At 66.5% G+C, this 17,257-nt stretch carries 12 protein-coding genes; 5 read left to right on the top strand and 7 right to left on the bottom strand.

Features of this window, described 5'->3' with window-relative positions:
* Positions 1-11: 11 nt before the first annotated feature.
* The gene (locus AC3ITW_RS05740) at positions 12-2,894 is read right to left on the bottom strand and encodes an autotransporter domain-containing protein (RefSeq protein WP_489390134.1); all 2,883 of its coding nucleotides are present in this window, start codon (positions 2,892-2,894) and stop codon (positions 12-14) included.
* A 236-nt stretch (positions 2,895-3,130) separates the two neighbouring features.
* Here AC3ITW_RS05740 and AC3ITW_RS05735 point away from each other — a divergent pair, with 236 nt between their 5' ends.
* The 5 genes from AC3ITW_RS05735 to AC3ITW_RS05715 are packed head-to-tail and all read left to right on the top strand — an operon-like array spanning position 3,131 to position 9,129.
* The gene (locus AC3ITW_RS05735) at positions 3,131-3,658 is read left to right on the top strand and encodes an RNA polymerase sigma factor (RefSeq protein ID WP_004148617.1); all 528 of its coding nucleotides are present in this window, start codon (positions 3,131-3,133) and stop codon (positions 3,656-3,658) included.
* Positions 3,655-4,623, top strand: coding sequence for a FecR family protein (locus AC3ITW_RS05730; RefSeq protein WP_012510419.1), 969 nt, complete (start codon positions 3,655-3,657; stop codon positions 4,621-4,623). Before AC3ITW_RS05735 ends, AC3ITW_RS05730 begins: the two co-directional genes overlap by 4 nt.
* A 12-nt stretch (positions 4,624-4,635) precedes the next feature.
* Positions 4,636-7,419: a TonB-dependent receptor domain-containing protein gene (locus tag AC3ITW_RS05725; protein WP_489390133.1), complete on the top strand. Its 2,784-nt coding sequence runs from the start codon at positions 4,636-4,638 to the stop codon at positions 7,417-7,419.
* A 49-nt stretch (positions 7,420-7,468) separates the two neighbouring features.
* A complete protein-coding gene (locus AC3ITW_RS05720) occupies positions 7,469-8,425 on the top strand; it encodes a hypothetical protein (protein ID WP_004148530.1) in 957 nt (318 codons plus the stop codon).
* Positions 8,422-9,129, top strand: coding sequence for a hypothetical protein (locus AC3ITW_RS05715; RefSeq protein ID WP_004148528.1), 708 nt, complete (start codon positions 8,422-8,424; stop codon positions 9,127-9,129). The genes AC3ITW_RS05720 and AC3ITW_RS05715 overlap by 4 nt, the downstream gene beginning before the upstream one ends.
* A gap of 84 nt (positions 9,130-9,213) precedes the next feature.
* Here the strand turns inward: AC3ITW_RS05715 and AC3ITW_RS05710 are convergent, their stop codons facing one another.
* From AC3ITW_RS05710 to AC3ITW_RS05685, 6 genes are all read right to left on the bottom strand, one after another.
* Positions 9,214-9,879, bottom strand: a complete 666-nt coding sequence (locus tag AC3ITW_RS05710) for a lysoplasmalogenase (RefSeq protein ID WP_100434225.1) — start codon at positions 9,877-9,879, stop codon at positions 9,214-9,216.
* The gene (locus tag AC3ITW_RS05705) at positions 9,876-11,759 is read right to left on the bottom strand and encodes a M61 family metallopeptidase (protein ID WP_100434224.1); all 1,884 of its coding nucleotides are present in this window, start codon (positions 11,757-11,759) and stop codon (positions 9,876-9,878) included. Before AC3ITW_RS05705 ends, AC3ITW_RS05710 begins: the two co-directional genes overlap by 4 nt.
* A gap of 194 nt (positions 11,760-11,953) precedes the next feature.
* Positions 11,954-12,904: a 4-hydroxy-3-methylbut-2-enyl diphosphate reductase gene (gene ispH / locus AC3ITW_RS05700; RefSeq protein WP_004148461.1), complete on the bottom strand. Its 951-nt coding sequence runs from the start codon at positions 12,902-12,904 to the stop codon at positions 11,954-11,956.
* 27 nt (positions 12,905-12,931) lie between these two features.
* On the bottom strand, positions 12,932-13,456 hold the full coding sequence (gene lspA, locus AC3ITW_RS05695) for a signal peptidase II (protein WP_004148459.1): 525 nt from the start codon (positions 13,454-13,456) through the stop codon (positions 12,932-12,934).
* A complete protein-coding gene (ileS, locus tag AC3ITW_RS05690; RefSeq protein ID WP_004148457.1) occupies positions 13,456-16,287 on the bottom strand; it encodes an isoleucine--tRNA ligase in 2,832 nt (943 codons plus the stop codon). Before ileS ends, lspA begins: the two co-directional genes overlap by 1 nt.
* A complete protein-coding gene (locus AC3ITW_RS05685; protein ID WP_012510414.1) occupies positions 16,284-17,231 on the bottom strand; it encodes a bifunctional riboflavin kinase/FAD synthetase in 948 nt (315 codons plus the stop codon). Before AC3ITW_RS05685 ends, ileS begins: the two co-directional genes overlap by 4 nt.
* Positions 17,232-17,257 lie beyond the last annotated feature (26 nt).

The following is a 17,257-nucleotide window of genomic DNA, read 5'->3' as shown; positions in this document are numbered from 1 at the left end:
CCGTGCGCCACTTAGAACCTGTAGCCCAGCCCCAGCATCACGCCATTCTGGATCTGCCCGTCGCGGCGCTCGCCCACATAGTCGGCCATGATCGAGAGACGCTCGCTGGCGCGGCTGGTCACACCCAGGTTCCAGGCCAGCACCTGCTCGCCCACGCGCTGGCTGCTGGCGCCGAACACCAGATCCGGTGCCGCGGCGAAGCCGGTGCTGTAGCGGGCCCGCGAATCGCCCAGCTCCTTCTGCCAGACCACCCGGGCGCGCGGCGTGATGCGCTCGCCGTTGTTGCCCTCGAAGGTCTTGAACAGCTGCAGGCCTGCGCCCACGCGGATGCTCTCCAGGCTGCCGCTGCGACCTACCAGCGCACCGGCACCCTGCCCTTCATTGAAACGGGTGGCCGAGGTGCGCGCGTAGTCCACCACCGGCAGCAACGGCTGGATCACCAGCCCCTTGCCGGTGGTGAACGAGAACGCATGTTCAACACGCGCGGAGATCGCATCGTTGCTGTACCTGGCGCGCAGGGGCTGCTGCAGGCCATCGATACCGCCGATGCTGCGACGGGTGTCGTGGCGCAGGTCGGTGTAGCGCACCGCTGCCGACAGGTAGCCACGCGAATAGGTCGCATCCAGGTAGCCGCCCACGTCCAGCGCGCGCACATCGCCGGTGAACCCGGAGCCGTCACTGGCCTTGGTCGACATATCGGCCGCTGCCACGCTGGCGCCCAGGGTGACGCGGTCATCGGCCACGCGGGTGTCTGCACCGATCACGATACCGCCGATGTTGTGGCTCAGGCCGGCCACGCCACCGTCAGCATCGATGCGGCCATGGCTGGCGAAACCGCGCGCCCAGATGCCATGGCTGCGTCCAGCATCACCGCTGCCCGCAACGCTTCCCGACGCCGGCTCGACCAGGTGCATCGCCAGCTGGTTGAACAGGCTGCCATGACGCATGCCCGGCTGGGAGGAGACCGACTGTGCCACCTGCGAGGCCAGGCCATCGGCATCACCGCCGCTGCGCATGGCCGACTGATGCTGTTGCACGACGTTGCCGATGCTGCCCACCAGCGCAGTGTCGGCCAGGCGCAGGCTGGCGTGCGCATCACCGCGCAGGGCGCCGGCCTGTTGTGCGATCACATCACGGTCGGCGAACTGCAGCGCACCGAGCAGCGACTTCAGGCCGTTGTCCTGGCGATCGGAAGCGGTCGCCAGCGCGCGCCCCAGGCCATCGCCGGAGGTGCCATTAGCGAACAGCCCCACCTGGTCGAAGCCGGGGTTGGCGGTCAGCCACAGGCCATCTGCGGTCTGCTTCACGTTGAAGCTCAACAGCGAGTTGTGGCGCGGGCGGAAGACTTCACCACCAGTGATGCTGGCGCTGTAGCCGGTGTCGCCCAGGCGTACAGCCTCTTCGAAACCGCCCTGGTAGATCGGCCCCTGCACCAGGTCACGACGGAAATCCTGGCCGTAGTAGCCCTGCGCCACGTTCAGTTCAAGGAAGGCGCCCTTGGAAATCACCAGCGCACCGTCGTTCACCTTGCCACTGGACTGATCAAAGAAGCTGCCCACGCGTATGCGACCACTGCCAGTGCCACCGTTCTCGGTCACGTCGAACAGCACCTTGCCGCCCGGCATGATGTTGACGTAGCCATGGGTGACCAGATCGCCGCCGCGTGGCATCAGTGTCCCGAACACGCGCAGGCGGTTGAAGCCGTCCTCACGCCAGGACGGACGGGTGCCGCTGATCAGTGCGCTGAATTCCGTCGCGGTACCGGCCACATCACCATGGCCAACCAGCATGCCCGCGCCCAGCACCCGCACTTCCGGTGCTCTCAGGGCGCCCCCCTCCAGTGCGATGGTGCCGTTGTCGACCAGCATGAAGTCGGCACCGGTGGTCGCGGAGGTACGCCAGGTGGCGCCATTGCTGACGCGGATCACGCCCATGGAATTGTCGAGCGTGGACACGTCCAGATCAGCCAGGCGCAGCCTCGACAGCAGCGCAGCCTTGTAGAGCGGATCGTTCTGGTAGCTCTGCACCGATCTCGAGCCAATACCCTGCGGCCCATTGCCAGACGCGTTGTAGATGCCCTGCGCCAGACTGATGTAGGCCGACGATATGTTGGTATTCCACCGTGCGAAATCATCATCGACGAAGGTCTGCAACTGGCGCCCGGTGCGCAGGTAGCCGGGGTTGATGTCGCCGCTCACATTCACAGTCACGTTGAGGGTGTCACCCGGATCGCGGTAACCGTTCGCGGTGATGATCCTGTTGCTGTAGATGTCCTGCCCGGGGAACGACTCCTGCTTGGTTCCGCTGCCATCCGGATCGAAGGTGACCGAAGGACCGGTGCCACGGGCCGGATCGCGGAACACCAGCAACCCGTTCGGTTGCACCACTTCATACATGGCCTTGTGCAGCAGCCCGGCATCCATGCCGCCGCCGTAGTTGCCGGTATAGATCTGGGTCATGCGCAGCGACGGTGTGTAGATCACCTTGCCGCCGCTGCTGGCCGCGTGGATCTGCACCGAGTCGATGATCGGCAGGTCGCCGGCCAGATAGCGCTCGACGCCACCGGACTGCATGATCGAGCAGGACGAAATGCAGTGACCGGACACGATGGTGTTCAGGCCGGAGGTGCGGATCACCCCCTGCAGCCACTCGCCGGCGATCAGCGCGCCACCATTGGAGGTGCGCAGCACCACCTCGCGGATCGGCCGGCCCTCGGCCTGCGCCTTGGCCAGCAACGCCGGCAGCGACACCACGTCTGCATAGGTCACGCCGCCGCTCAGGAAGATGCGGTCGCCCTGCACGTGATAACTCATTGCCATGACGTCATCAGCCGCCATGATGGCGCCAATGCCAAGCAGCCCGGCCAGGGCCAGGCTCAACTTCGAATGCTTCATACGTTCTCTCTCCACCCGCAACACGCGGGTAGAGAGTCAAACGTCGGAACGGCCCGATCTCCCCCAGCATGCCAGGCCACTGAAGATGAATGCATTCACAATGAGAGCCCGAGCGACATGCACTCTTCCCCATCAGGTCATCGTCGCGTAAAACTCGATGACGCATTCTCCACAGTCAGCCGAGGCCAGCCCTGTCCGCCCCGTCCCCCCTGATCCATCGCGCATCGGACCTGCCCGTGCCCGCGGACGCCTTCATCGCGTTCGTACGCGAAGAACGCACGCCGCTGTGCGCGTTCCTGCGCACTCGGGGGGTCGGGCCGGAGGATGCGGAGGATATCGCGCAGGACTGCATGGAGCGGTTGATCCGTTATCGCGCGCACGGGCCCGACGAGCTGCGCCTGCTGCTGTATCGTATCGCCCGCAACCGCCTGGCGGATCGCGGCCGCTCACCGCAATCGCGACCGCACCTGTCATTGGCCGAGCATGATGGCAGCGACGAGCCCACCAGCCAGTCGCCCGATCCATTGCGCCAGGCCGAGTCCGGGCAGATGCTGTCCCTGCTGCGGCAGGCCCTGTTCAAACTGCCCGAGCGCGCGCGCGAGGTGTACCTGCTCAACCGGATCACCGGCATGAGCTATACGCAGATCGCGCGGCACTGTGGAATCACCGCCAAGACCGTGGAAAAACATATTGCCCGTGCCCTTCAGGGCCTGCGTCAGGAACTGGGACCGGACCCGCTGCATCACGACGGGGACGCCGAATGAGCCGCCTCCGGCACAAGGAAGATGCCTCGCTGTACGAACGTGCCAGCGACTGGGTGGCACGCCTGGAAGCCCCGGATTGCACCGCGGCCGAGCGCGAGTCATTCGAAGACTGGTTGGCTGAAGATCCTGCCCATGTCAAAGCCTGGGTACAGGCCGAGACGCTGTTCCAGCAGGGCGAGACGCTGGGCTCCGACCCGTGGCTGCGCACTGCGGCCGCGCGCGTGGCGCGGCCTGCACGCCGCCGCCTGTTGCCCGGCCTGGCCGCAGCCGCCGGCATCTGTCTGGCGATCGGCATCGGCTGGATGATTGCGCTGGATGGCAATCCGACACCGCAGCTGTATGCCAATGACACCCGTCTGCCGCGCCAGTTGACCCTGGCCGACGGCAGCCTGGCCACCCTCGACGCCGGCACCACGCTGCGCGCGCGCTTCGGCTGGCGTCATCGCGATCTGGAACTGGAACGCGGACGTCTGCAACTGCAGGTCGCGCCGTCGAGCAAGGCGCTGCAGCTGCGTGCCGGCGACAGCACCATCCGCGACATCGGCACCACCTTCCAGGTCGAGCGCCTGCGCGATGGACTGGTTGAAGTGGCATTGCTGGAAGGTGCGGTTGAAGTCAGCAACGGCACGGCCCAGCACATGCTGGCGCCCGGCCAGCAGCTGCAGGTATTGCCCTCCGGCCGCATCCAGCCTGGCCCGGCGTTGTCCTCCACCGTGGCGGCCGAAGGTTGGCTGCGCGGAAAACTGGTGTTCGATGCCACACCGTTGTCGATCGTGGTCGAACGCATGAACCGCTATGGCCGGACGCCACTGGTGATTGTCGACCCGGAGATCACCGATCTGGCGGTAAGTGGAACGTTCCGCGCAGGCGACGCACAGGAGTTGCTGTCCGCGCTGGAACTGGGATGGTCCGTCGCTGGCCAGACGCGCCCGGATGGCGCGCTGGAACTGCGTCGCACCTACTGAGAGGTGCCAGCCATGGCAGCAGGTCCGGGCGCGCGGCAGTGGGGGCTGCTCCGCCCCCTGCTGTACCTGGCGCTGCTGGCGGCCGTGCTGCCGGTGGCCAGCGCCGGTGAAGCGGCAGGCACGCGTGTCGGTGCTGGCCCATTGCCGTCGGCGTTGCAGCAGTGGGCACGACAGAGCGGCATCGCCCTGCTGTTCGACGCCCGCGAGCTCAGTGGGCTGCACAGCGATGGGGCCAACGGCCAGGCAGACCCTGCCACGGCCCTGAAACAACTGGTCGCCGGCATGCCGGTGAATGTCCTGCGTACGCCGTCCGGCGGTTTCGTCATCCGACGCATCCGAGTGGCCCCCGCGCCCGCAGCAGCGACATCTCCTGCAACGCCCGTGGCCGGCCCGCGCACGGCACCGGAGCGCCCGCCGCAGGTGGAACTGGCACCAATCCATGTCACTGGCAGCCGCCTGCCACGCACCTCGGTACAGACCACCCTGCCGGTGACAACGATCGATCGCGCCGACATCCTGCGCAGTGGCTACGGCAGCCTGTTCGACCTGCTGCGCCATCTGCCCGGAATGAACGGCCTTCCTGCGATGAGCAGCGCTCGCAGTGGTGATTCGCAGTACCTGCCGGTGGGAGCCGCGGCCACCACCAGCTTCGATGGCATGGGGCCACGTGCAACATTGTTCCTGGTCAACGGCAGGCGACTGCCGCGCTACCCGATGGTGTCGCTGGAACAGGGCGGGCTGACCGACCTGGGCGGCATTCCCCTGAGCTTCGTCGATCGCATCGAACTGGTCCGCGGTGGTGCCTCCGCCATCTACGGTGCCGACGCGATGTCCGGAGTGGTCAACATCATCCTGCGCGACCAGGCCGATGGTCCCGAAGCGATGCTGCAGACCGGGCTGAGCAGCCGTGGCGACGCCGGCCAGTACCGTGTCCAGATGGCCACCGGCGGGCTGCGCGAAGGCGGTGACCGCTGGTTTGCAGGCCTTGACCTGCACCGGGTCGAGCATGTGGCCGGTGATCGCCGCGACTGGCATGCAGAAACCTCGCTGTATCCGATCGGCGCGATCTTCGGCAACTGGTATCTGCCGGCCCGGCGCTGCGAGCCTCCACTGAAGCGGCGCGAGGATGGCTGCTGGTTCGACAGTGCGCGCCCGCGTTCGTTGCAACCCGCCTCGGATACCGCTTCGGCCTACCTGCATTACCGGCATGAACGCGGCGAAGGACGCTATGCCTATGTCGAAGCGCGCGCCAACCACAACCGGCAGCGCTTCGATCTCGGCCCCACCGCCATCGCCGTGGTCTCGCGCGGAATCACCTTCAACAGCGTCTTGCATGAAGCAGGCAATGTGCGCCCCAGCGTTCGCGCCACCGATGCAGATATCACTTTCGGTCTCGGCCGTGACCAGGGCCGACGCAGCTGGGAAGCGGGAATCAGCTCGCAACGCAGTGACGTCACGCTGTCCACGGCAGGCACCGTGCGTGCGACCCGGCTCCTGGAAGCGACGCAGGCCCGCAGATTCACCCCTGGCTTCGACGCACCACCAGCAGCCGAGGTGGAAACGCTGTTCCCGTCCATCCGCAACCGCGGACGTACCGAACAGTGGCAGGGCTGGTGGGGCATGCAGCGCGAACTGATGCCGCTGCCTGGCGGCCCCGCGCAGCTGGCCACCGGCATCGACCTGCGCCATGAACGCTGGACGTCGCGTCCCGATGCGCTGCTCAGCCAGGGTGACCTCGCATTGGGCCTGCCACAGCAGCAACGTCGCCTGTCGCGGCAGAGCAGCGGCGTCTACGCCGAACTCGGCCTGCCGCTTGCGCCCACGCTGCGCGCGGACCTGGCCGCTCGCTGGGATCGTGATGGCGGTTTCATGGCGTTCTCGCCACGGGCCGGCCTGCGCTGGAGCCCGACACCGCAGTGGTCGTTCCTGCTGGCCAGCGGACGCGGCTACCGCGCTCCCAGCCTGTTCGAACAGCGGCGACCGCCCGGCTACTTCGGCTCGATCACGCTGCCCGCCTCCAGCGCGCTGCCGGAATGCGCGATGACCATCAGTGATGGTCGTTGCAGCGTCACCGCCGAGGTGGTGGAGAACGACGCGTTGAAAGCAGAGCGCTCGCGCAGTCATTCGCTGGCCGCCAGCTGGACACCCAACGACACTTTTTCGGTGTCGCTGACCCACAACATCGTCGAGCTGCGCAACGAGATTCTGGCGCTGCAGCCATCCGACGCAGTCTGGAACCGCAGCACCTGGCAGCTGGACGAAGACGGACACCTGAGCAGCCTGCGCCTGTCGTTCGACAACATCGGCCGCACCACGTCCCGCAACTGGGTACTGCGCAGCGAGTACCGCATCGATGCCGGCAGCAACGGCCAGTGGCTGTTCTCGGTTGATGCGCTGAAGCAGCAGGAACTGCGTCGGCGACGCGATCATGAACCCGCGGTGGACCTGCGCGGCCATGTTACGCCGGAGATCGCCGCCGTGCTGAACGTGCAATGGCAGAACAGCAATTGGGATATCGCGCTGCGTGGCAACCAGACCGGACGCACGCGCGCGTGGCTGCCCGGTGCCGAGTGCCCGCAGGAGCAGATCGAACTGAGCCACTGCATGAACCCGCGGCAGCTGCGCTGGAACCTGCACCTCGCACGCCGGCTGGGGCCTCGCCTTGTCGCCGCGCTGGACGTGCACAACGTGCTCGACACGCAGCCGGTGAACTATCTGGTCGGCAACGGCGGGCAGATGCCGGGGCTGGACGACCCACTCGGCCGCTACTATCTGCTGACCCTGCAATTCCGCTGAAGCGTAGTAACCTACGCGCCCTGTTCCACCGGTCTGCCACCTCCACCCCATGAAGGCCTATCTCTGGTTCTGGGGCGCGTTCCTGCTGTTCTTCGCGTTGCCTTTCCCCTGCATCCTCTATTTCGGCACGTCATGGCCGGTGGCGCTGGCCGATCGCAGCCCGCCGTGGCTGGCCGTGCTGCTGCTGGCGTTGTCACTGGCCTTGTGGCTGGTCCTGCTGCTCGCGTTCCTGCATTACCTGCTGCTGGGCCCGTTGCGCGCCCTGTACCGGGTGCGCTCGATTCTCACTGATGGTGAGCCGCGCACCACACTGATCAAGCAGGCCGAACAGACCGGCGTGCATATGCATGGCTTCGCGCAGTGGAAGCTGCAGCTGGCCTTCCAGAACCTGTCCGGCACGCCGATCAGTGAGCAGATGCTGGTGGTCGACAGCAAACCGCAGCTGCAGCGCTTCGTCGCAGGCAATCACCTCGATGCACGCCTGAGCCGCACGCCAGGCGAATTCCCCAACGTGGTGCTCGACGGCGCCCATCCCGAGCTGGATGTTGCCAGCCTGTGGCGGCGAGGGATCGGCGGTGGCATCGCCATCGTGGTGGTTGCCAGTGCCTATGTGTTCACCTACAGGCTGCAGAGCGAAGGCCTGGGCTGGACCTTCCTGTCGTTCGGCCACCCGTTGCTGATGTGCCCGCTGGTGCTGTGCGGTTACGCACTGGGCCTGCGCCTGCTCGGCCGACTGTTGCACGCCGATGCACGTGGCGACGCGCTGAAGTATCGCGGCATCGGCGTGGAAGCCAGGGTGCTGAAGGTGCGCCAGACCGGCACCTATCTCAACGAACAGCCGCAGGTGGAATTCCAGCTGCAGTACACCGACCGCGAAGGCGCTGTGCAGCAGGCGAGCGTGCGTCGCTTCATCCCGCTGATCGAACTGGCCAACATCCCGCGCGAGCACGTGACGCTGCTGTACGACCCGGATGATCGTGGCAACGTGCGCCTGGAGGGGATATGAAGCAGCCGCCCTCCACCCGGCTGGTGTTCTCGCTGGTGCTGCTGGTGCTGGCGGGCGTGGCCGTTGCTGGCGGCGGATTGCAGACGATCAGCGAAACGCTGGGCCACTCGGTGCAGCGCGACCGGTTGCCCGCGCCGGTCACCATGCAGCCGTCGCGCGAGAATCCTGGATCGCTCGCGCCGGTACCGGATCCGCAACCCATTCCGATTCCCGAACGCAACAACCGTCTGTTCGATGCAGACTACCTGCAGGCCGCGCGCCAGGCACTGGAGCAACTGCCGGCGCTGGCCGGGCAGCGGTTGACGGTCTTCCACAGCATCCACTTCTACGATGATGGTCGCATCAACCTGGATCTGATCGATCCCCAGCAGCCAGCCCACGTCGACAGCTACCACTTCGAGCGTGGCCAGTGGCGCAAGGGCAATCCGGTGAATCCGCAGCAGTTCGCGCCGACCATCAGCCTGCAGCGCAGCAGCACATCCCTGGCCAGCATCGATTTCGACGCCGTGCCGCGCGTGGCACAGGCACTGCAGCAACAACGCAATGCCCTGCAGAACCCCGCATCTGAAGTCGGCCACGTCTACGTGATCGTACGCAAGGGCGGCAAGCTGGTGTGGCTGCCGGATGAAGTTGCCGGAGACCGCGAATCGGTGCGCCTGCAGTTCGATGCGCAGGGCACCGTGCTCGGCGTGAGCCGCCGGTAGACCACAAAAAAAAGGGGACGGAGGGGATTAAGTCGCATGTGCCTTGGTGCGGTTTGCGACTTAATCCCCTCCGTCCCCTTTTTGCTACTTCACCGAGCGCGCGATGGCGTACTGCGCGCCGTAGTACGTGGACAGCACCAGCAGGCTGGCCAGCGGCAGGCCACCGGCGAAGCGGTCCCAGGCCAGCAGTGAATCGCTGGCCACGAACAGCAATGCACCTGCCGCGGCCCAGCGTGCACTGCCCGCTTGCATGGCATCGGGCTGCGGACGGCGCCACTGCCGTGCGAGAGCCAGTACGGCCATCGAGGCCAGCACCACCACGTACGCCAGCACTGGAATGCGCATCGGTGCGGGCAGGTGCGGCCACAGGCCAAGTACATTGAGCACGGCGAACGCCGCCAGCAGGACGCTGGAGGCAAGCAGGCCGCGTCCGGCACGCAAGCCATCGCGGAATGCGACGATGTAGCAGAGGTGCGCCAACAGGAAGGCGACCAGCCCCGGCACGAACGCATCCACCGGCAGCATCAGCGCAATGTCGCCCACGCACGAAAGCAGCATGCCGGCCAGCACCGCGCGGCGGTAGAACGGTTGCGCCGGATCATGCACGCGCCAGGCGATGGCGGCGATCAACAGCGTGGTGGCGGGCTTGGCCAGCCAATGCAGCCAGCGCCCGTCCCCCTGCAGGTAGGCCCCGACGATGGCGAGGATTGCCATCAGCAGGATCAGACCATCGCCGGCGCGCGGTTTCATCGCGCCTTCCACAGCTCTGCGAGGCGGTCAGGCTTGCCGGTGATGCGCTCCAGCACCGGGTACTGCAGGCCACCGTGGTAGGCGATGCTCATCGTTTCGATGCGGTCGAACTGCTTCACCAGCAACACGATCGGTGCCTTGTCCTTTGCTGCTGCCGCCACCGCATCCTTCAGCCGCTGGCTGCTGTACTCGCGCCCGCCAACTGCAATCACCTTCATGCCCGGCGCCAGGCCAGCATTGAACGCCGGGCTGTCCCAGATCACATCACCGACCGTGCCGCTGTCGAGCACGGTCGCGCCCAGCGAATACGCCAGCAGCGCCGCCTTGGCGCGCTTCTCCTGCGCCTTGTAGGCATCGTTCGGGGCATCGCGATAGACCAGCTTCCAGCCCGCCAGTTCCAGGCCGCCGGTCAACGAACCATGACCGTCCAGGCGCCCGCGCAGGAACGTGGCCCAGTCATACGGGGCGATGCCGTTCAAGGTCGCGACCACGTCATCAAAGGTGTACGGGTTGACGTCCCAGTCGCCATTGCCGACGCCGAAGAACGCACGCGCGAAGTCGTCCAGGCTGCGCCGGTTGCCACTCAGCTCGCGCAGCTTGCCCTCCACTTCCAGCCACAGCATCTGGCCGCCGGAGTAATAGTCCTCGCTCATCTGGTAATTGCGGTACGGCAGCGTGCGGCGCTGGGCGATGGTCGGGTCGTTGGTGGTGTCCTGCAGCGGGCGCCAGGCCAGTCCCGGGCGGCCACGGTCATAGGTCGCGGCCACGTTGGCCAGCATGTCGCGCGCCTGCGCGGTCGACCACAACCCAGAGCGCGCGGCCAGCACCTGGCCCCAGAACTGGGTCTGGCCTTCGTACACCCACAGCAGGCTGTCGCCCATCGGCACGTTGAAATTGGCGGTGGCCAGATCGGCGCCGCGACGGTACTTGCCATTCCAGGAATGGGTGTACTCGTGCGGTAGCAGATCACGCATCCACGCGTTGCTGTCCCACTCTGTGAAGTACCCCGGGTCGGCACTGTTCTCGCTGGAACGGTGATGCTCCAGGCCGATGCCGCCGAGGCGGTCGGTCAACGCCAGCAGGAACTCATAGTGGTTGTAATGGCGCGCGCCATAGAGCTTGTCGGCCTGCTGCACCAGCGCGCGGTGCATCGTGATCTGCGCGTCACTCGGCTTCAGCGACTTGGCTTCGTCTGCAAACACATTGAGATGCACCGGCACCTTTGCGCCCGGATCGAGATCGATGCGCTGGTAGTGCTCGCCAGCGAACAACGGCGAATCGACCAGATGGTCATAGGAGATCGGCTTGAACACCACGGTGTCACCGTCGCGGCGTGCGGTTTCAAGCGCAGTGGCGAACGACCAGCCCTTGGGCAGGGTCACGCTGGCCTGCGCCTGCAGGTTGCGCGCATCGACTCCGGCCGGGTACAGCGAATTGGCGTTCCACTGCAGGTTGAGCATTTCCGGGGTCATCACCACCCGGCCCTGGCTGCCGCCCTGCGAGGACAGGAAATCGAAGTAGGCGACGATCTCGCTCACGCCCTCGGGCACGTTCACCTTGAACGCATAGACGTTGAACTGGTCGCGCTGCCAGGCCAGCGGCTTGCCGTTGGCAGTCACGCGCAGCCCGGCCAGCTTGTCGATCGGGCCGGTCGGCGAATGGTTGCCGGGAATCCACTGCGGGTACAGCAGGGTCATCGGGCCGGGCTTGGCCGGCACCGTGGCAGTCACCTTGAAGATGCGCCGGGCCAGGTCACGCGCGTCCACATCGATGCGCAGCAAGCCGGGGGCCGCTGCGTTCGCCGGGGGCGAGGTCTGCGCCAGCGCAGGCGTGGCGGCCAGCGCGAACAGCACGGACATCACCAGGGCACGGGTCTTCATCGGGCAGGTTCCAGCAGCGGTAGAACCTTTGATGCTAGGCCTGTCGCGTGCGCGGCCCCATGGCCGAAGGTCATGGTGGTGCGACCATCAGTGCGGACCAACGGTCCGCACCCACCAACGCAGTAGATCCACACCATGCGTGGATGACACACACCCGGTAGCGCCGGGCCATGCCCGGCGAACACCTGCCGCGGTCAGTCGACCAGGCGCAGGCGCAGTTCCTTCGGCAGCGCGAACACCATCGATTCCGGCTCGCCGTCCAGCTCGCCCACGCCGTTGGCACCCAGCTCGGCCAGCCGCGCCAGCACGCCATCGACCAGCACCTGCGGCGCCGAGGCACCCGCAGTCACGCCGATGTGCTGCTTGCCCACCACCCACGCCGGGTCGATCTCGTGCGCACCATCGATCAGGTACGACTCGACGCCTTCGCGGCGGGCCAGCTCGCTCAAGCGGTTGGAGTTGGAACTGTTCGGCGAGCCGACCACCAGCACCAGATCGCAGCGCTTGGCCAGGTCGCGCACGGCATCCTGGCGGTTCTGCGTGGCGTAGCAGATGTCGTCGTTCTTCGGGCCCTGCATCGCCGGGAAGCGCTCGCGCAGCGCATCGATGATGCCGCGCGTGTCATCCACCGACAACGTGGTCTGGGTGGTGTAGGCGAAGTTTTCCGGCTGCTTGATCTGCAGCGTGGCAACCTGCTCCACGTCCTCCACCAGATAGATCTGGCCGGTACCGGCTTCGCGGTTCCACTGACCCATGGTGCCTTCCACTTCCGGGTGACCGGCGTGGCCGATCAGCACTACGTCACGGCCGGCACGGCAGTGGCGGGCAACTTCGAAGTGCACCTTGGTCACCAGCGGGCAGGTGGCGTCGAACACCTTCAGACCACGGCGTTCGGCTTCCTGGCGCACGGCCTGGGACACGCCGTGCGCACTGAAGATGACCGTATTGTTGTCCGGCACTTCATCCAGTTCCTCGACGAAGATCGCGCCGCGCTGCTTCAGGTCATCGACCACGAAGCGGTTGTGCACCACTTCATGGCGGACATAGATGGGCGCGCCCAGCGTTTCGATCGCGCGCTTGACGATCTCGATCGCACGATCGACGCCGGCACAGAATCCACGCGGGTTGGCGAGCAGCACATCCATCAGTTCAGTCTCCCGGCAGCGGCCGGCTTACGGTTTCGGGTTGGCATTATCCGCCTTTTTGGCGGACTTGCCTTCGAACAGGCCGAACAGGGCGATGCCCACGGCACCGACCACGATGGCCGAATCGGCGATGTTGAACGAGGGCCAGGTGTAGCTGCCCACGTACCACTGGATGAAATCGACCACGTGGCCATGCACCTGGCGGTCGATCACGTTGCCGATGGCGCCGCCGATGATCAGCGCATACGGCACCGCCGCCTTCCAGTTGCCACGGGCGGTGCTGCGCAGCCACCAGGCCATCAGGCCACTGATGGCGATCGCCAGCACGGTGAAGAAGTGCTTCTGCCAGCCACCGGCGTCGCTCAGGAAACTGAACGCCGCACCGGTGTTGTAGGTGCGGTACCAGTTCCAGAAGCCGTCGATGACCACCACCGGCTGGAACTCCGGCAGGCTCGACAGAACCCAGGCCTTGGACCACTGGTCCAGGCCGATGATGGCCGCCGACAGCAGCAGCCAGACCAGGGCGTTCGGATGCGGACGGGGCGCGGCCATCAGAACCAGCTCCGCACTTCACCGGCACCGGTGATGTTGCTCACACAGCGGCCGCACAGTTCCGGGTGGTCGGCATTGCTGCCGACGTCGGCGCGGTGGTGCCAGCAGCGCACGCACTTGGCCTTGGTGGTCGGCTGCGCGCTGACGAACACCTCGTCGGTGGTCGCCGGGCGCACCTGCACGTCGCCGCTGATGAACAGGAAACGCAGTTCATCGGCCAGCGGCTGCCAGCGCGCGGCCTGCTCTTCGCTGGCGGCGATGGTGATCTCCGCCTCCAGCGCGGCACCGATCGCGCCGTTGGCGCGCATCGGCTCGAGCACCTTGGCCACCTGCTCGCGCACGGCCAGCAGCTGGTCGAAGTCGGCGGCGTTGAGCTGGGCATCGGCCGGCAGCGGCGCCAGGCCGTCGTACCAGGTGGTGAACAGCACATGCTCGGCGCGTTCGCCCGGCAGGTAGCCCCACAGCTCGTCGGCGGTGAAGGTCAGGATCGGCGCGACCCAGCGGGTGAATGCTTCGGCGATGTGGTACATCGCGCTCTGTGCCGAACGGCGACCGCTGGAATCGGTCGGCATCGTGTACAGGCGGTCCTTGGTCACGTCCAGGTACAGCGAACCGAGGTCCACGCTGCAGAAGTTCAGCAACAGCTGCACGATCTCGGCCATGTTGTAGCCGTCGTAGGCCGCCTTGATCTTCTCCTGCAGTTCCCACGCGCGATGCACGATCCAGCGGTCCAGCGCGACCATCTGGTCCAGCGGCTGCAGGTGCTGGGCCGGATCGAAACCGTCCAGGTTGCCGAGCAGGAAGCGTGCGGTGTTGCGCAGGCGACGGTAGGCGTCGGCATTGCGCTTGAGGATCTCCTGCGACAGCGACATCTCGTTGCTGTAGTCGGCCGAGGCGATCCACAGGCGCAGGATGTCCGCGCCCAGCTTGTTCATGATGTCCTGCGGCTCGATGCCGTTGCCCAGCGACTTGGACATCTTTCGGCCGTGCTCGTCCACGGTGAAGCCGTGGGTCAGGCACTGCTTGTACGGCGCGCGTTTGTCGATCGCCACGCCGGTCAGCAGCGAGGACTGGAACCAGCCACGATGCTGGTCGGAACCTTCCAGGTACAGGTCGGCCGGCTTGCCGAAGCCACGCGCGGCGAGCACACCCTCATGGGTCACGCCCGAGTCGAACCAGACATCGAGGATGTCGGTGACCTTCTCGTAGTCGGCCGCTTCGGCACCCAGCAGTTCGCTGGCGTCCAGCGAGTACCACACGTCGATGCCTTCGGCTTCAACGCGGTCGGCAACCTGCCGCATCAGCTCCACCGAACGCGGGTGGATCTCACCGGTCTGGCGATGGGTGAACAGTGCGATCGGCACACCCCAGGTGCGCTGGCGCGAAATGGTCCAGTCCGGGCGGCCATCGACCATGCTCTGGATGCGCGCCTTGCCCCAGCTCGGGAACCAGCCCACGGTGTCGATGGCGGCCAGCGCATCGTTGCGCAGGTTGGCCTTGTCCATCGAGATGAACCACTGCGGGGTGGCGCGGAACACCACCGGCGTCTTGTGGCGCCAGCAGTGCGGGTAGCTGTGGCGGATCGGGTGGAAGGCAAGCAGCGCACCGTTGTCGCGCAGCACGCCGACGATGGCCTCCTGCGCCTTCCACAGATGCTGGCCGGCCAGCACCACGTCACCCGCCGGCGGCGTCGATTCCAGGTACACGCCACGGCCGTCGATCGGGGTGACCTGGCCAGCGTTGTACTTGTCCAGCAGGCCGTACTTCTGGCTGACCACGTAATCTTCCTGGCCGTGGCCGGGGGCAGTGTGCACCGCACCGGTACCGTCCTCGTCGGACACGTGCTCGCCGTTGAGCACCAGGATCTCGCGCTCCGGATAGAACGGGTGCGCCAGCAGCTGGTTTTCCAGCGCCGAACCGTCCGCCTCACCGTGCAGCACCACCGCTTCCACGCCGTAGCGCTGCAGTGCGCGCTCGGCCAGGGCGGCGGCCAGCACCAGCCAACGGCGCTTGCCGTTGTGCGCCGGGCCTTCGGCCAGCACGTAGTTGATCTCCGCGCCCAGCGACACCGCCAGCGAAGCCGGCAGCGTCCACGGGGTGGTGGTCCAGATCGGCACGGCCACTTCCACATCGGCCGGCACGCTCACGCCGAACGCCTGGCCGATGGCCTGCGCATCGCGCGCGGCGTAGGCCACGTCGATCGCCGGCGATTCCTTTTCCTGGTATTCGATCTCGGCCTCGGCCAGCGCCGAGCCACAGTCGAAGCACCAGTACACCGGCTTGGCGCCACGCACCAGGTGGCCGTTGGCCACGACCTTGGCCAGCGCACGGATTTCGTTGGCTTCGAAGTCGAAGCTCAGGGTCTTGTACGGGTTGTCCCAGTCACCGGTCACGCCCAGGCGCTTGAAGTCCACGCGCTGGATGTTGATCTGCTCTTCGGCGAACTCGCGGCACTTCTGGCGGAATTCGACGGCGTCGAGCTTGGTGCCGACCTTGCCCCACTTCTTCTCGACCGCGATCTCGATCGGCAGGCCATGGCAGTCCCAGCCCGGCACGTAGGGCGCATCGAAGCCGGCCAGGTAGCGCGACTTGACGATGATGTCCTTCAGGATCTTGTTGACCGCGTGGCCGAGGTGGATGCGGCCGTTGGCGTACGGCGGGCCGTCATGCAGCACGAACAGCGGGCGGCCTGCGGCGTTGTCGCGCAGCTGCTGGTAGAGCCCCTGCTCTTCCCACCGCGCCAGAATGCCCGGCTCGCGCTTGGGCAGGTCGCCGCGCATCGGGAATTCGGTGGCTGGCAGGTTCAGGGTGGTCTTGTAGTCCTGGCTCACGCAGTGGCTCGCAATCTATGTTCGGAAAGGATGGCGCGCGCCTGTTCGGCGTCACGGTGCATCTGGTCGGTCAGCGCCGCCAGATCATTGAATTTTTCTTCGTCGCGCAGCTTGGCGACGAATTCGACGTCGATGTGGCGCCCGTACAGATCGCCCTGGAAATCGAACAGGTGGGCTTCCAGCAACGGCTCCACGCCATCCACGGTCGGCCGCGTGCCGAAGCTGGACACCGAAGGCCACGGCTGGTCGAACACGCCGTGCACCCAGGTTGCGTAGATGCCCGACAACGCCGGGGTCTTCGGGAAACGCAGGTTGGCGGTAGGGAAACCCAGCGTACGGCCAAGCTGGCGCCCACGCACCACCCGGCCGCTGATCGCATACGGGCGGCCAAGCAGGTCGCCGGCACGGGCGAAGTCGCCGTCCTGCAGCAGCTGGCGGATGCGGGTGCTGGAAATGCGCTCGCCATGCAGGTCGACCGCTTCGATCTCGCCAGCGCTGAAACCGAGCTCGGCGCCGAGCTTCTGCAGCAGGGCCAGGTCGCCGCGACGACGGTTGCCGAAACAGAACTCCGGACCGATCCAGACCTCACGCGCACTCAGGCGATTGACCAGCAGCTGGCGTACGAACGTCTCGGCCGGCATCGCCGCCATCGCTGCGTCGAAACGCAGCAGGCCGATCGCATCGACGCCGAGCTCGCGCAGGATCTCGACCTTGCTGCGCGCCAGGGTCAGCCGCGGCGGCGGCGTGCCCTGGGCGAAGAATTCACGCGGCAACGGCTCGAACGCCACGGCAACTGCGGCCACGCCCAAGGCGCGCGCGCGGGCAACCGCGTGGCGGACCAGCGCACGATGGCCCAGATGGAGGCCGTCGAATGCACCGATACAGACCACGCTTCCGTTGGGGAACAGCTCCCCGCCCTCGACGCTTCTGAACAGCCTGCTCATCAACTCTCGTTCCGGCCCAACCGGGG

It is taken from the genome of Stenotrophomonas sp. KH_052 (assembly GCF_057838755.1).
The sequence above is the reverse complement of the archived record's forward strand: the minus strand, read 5'-3'. Positions and strand labels throughout refer to the sequence as shown.

Excerpts from the sequence above, each read along its gene's own strand:
- AC3ITW_RS05705 (WP_100434224.1), bottom strand. The coding sequence starts at position 11,759 with ATGAAGACCCGTGCCCTGGTGATGTCCGTGCTGTTCGCGCTGGCCGCC.
- ispH (WP_004148461.1), bottom strand. The coding sequence starts at position 12,904 with ATGGATGTGCTGCTCGCCAACCCGCGTGGATTCTGTGCCGGCGTCGAT.
- lspA (WP_004148459.1), bottom strand. The coding sequence starts at position 13,456 with ATGGCCGCGCCCCGTCCGCATCCGAACGCCCTGGTCTGGCTGCTGCTG.
- AC3ITW_RS05710 (WP_100434225.1), bottom strand. The coding sequence starts at position 9,879 with ATGAAACCGCGCGCCGGCGATGGTCTGATCCTGCTGATGGCAATCCTC.
- AC3ITW_RS05730 (WP_012510419.1), top strand. The coding sequence starts at position 3,655 with ATGAGCCGCCTCCGGCACAAGGAAGATGCCTCGCTGTACGAACGTGCC.
- AC3ITW_RS05725 (WP_489390133.1), top strand. The coding sequence starts at position 4,636 with ATGGCAGCAGGTCCGGGCGCGCGGCAGTGGGGGCTGCTCCGCCCCCTG.
- AC3ITW_RS05685 (WP_012510414.1), bottom strand. The coding sequence starts at position 17,231 with ATGAGCAGGCTGTTCAGAAGCGTCGAGGGCGGGGAGCTGTTCCCCAAC.
- AC3ITW_RS05740 (WP_489390134.1), bottom strand. The coding sequence starts at position 2,894 with ATGAAGCATTCGAAGTTGAGCCTGGCCCTGGCCGGGCTGCTTGGCATT.
- AC3ITW_RS05715 (WP_004148528.1), top strand. The coding sequence starts at position 8,422 with ATGAAGCAGCCGCCCTCCACCCGGCTGGTGTTCTCGCTGGTGCTGCTG.
- AC3ITW_RS05720 (WP_004148530.1), top strand. The coding sequence starts at position 7,469 with ATGAAGGCCTATCTCTGGTTCTGGGGCGCGTTCCTGCTGTTCTTCGCG.